The following is a 419-nucleotide window of genomic DNA, read 5'->3' as shown; positions in this document are numbered from 1 at the left end:
CTTCATGCTTCCTCTCAAAGACTCTTGTAAACTATTTATAGTACCTTTAAACCCCACAATGTAATTCGCATATTCTTGAAATGTTTGCTCTGATGTAGCAGGGGAGCCGATAGCAGTTGATAAAATTGTTTTACCACTATCGGCTTCTTGAAAAGCCGAATCTGCTCTATCTATACATTCTTTCAATGCTCCCTCAACATTATCACTAGTAAAGTTATTCTCTGTGTCTTCTATAGTTACTTTCTTTGCTTCTAAAACAAGATTTCTAACTTTGTTAACTAACTCTTTAAAAGTCAATTAAATCACCTCTTTCCAATAAAAAAGAACCTCTATATTGTTGGTTCTTTTCCTTCTACTACTCCACTTTCTTTAATTATATAATCTTCTACTGCTTTTCTATACTCTGTATTAGTTACATC

1 pseudogene is annotated in these 419 nt (G+C 32.7%); it reads right to left on the bottom strand.

The window, feature by feature from the left end:
* Window positions 1–297 (bottom strand): annotated as a pseudogene (locus KGF36_RS19920) (hypothetical protein); the annotation flags it as partial.
* Between the last annotated feature and the right edge of the window lie 122 nt (window positions 298–419).

Source organism: Clostridioides sp. ZZV14-6009 (genome assembly GCF_020658095.1).
Lineage (GTDB): Bacteria > Bacillota > Clostridia > Peptostreptococcales > Peptostreptococcaceae > Clostridioides.
This window is presented reverse-complemented; position numbering and strand designations above follow the sequence as displayed.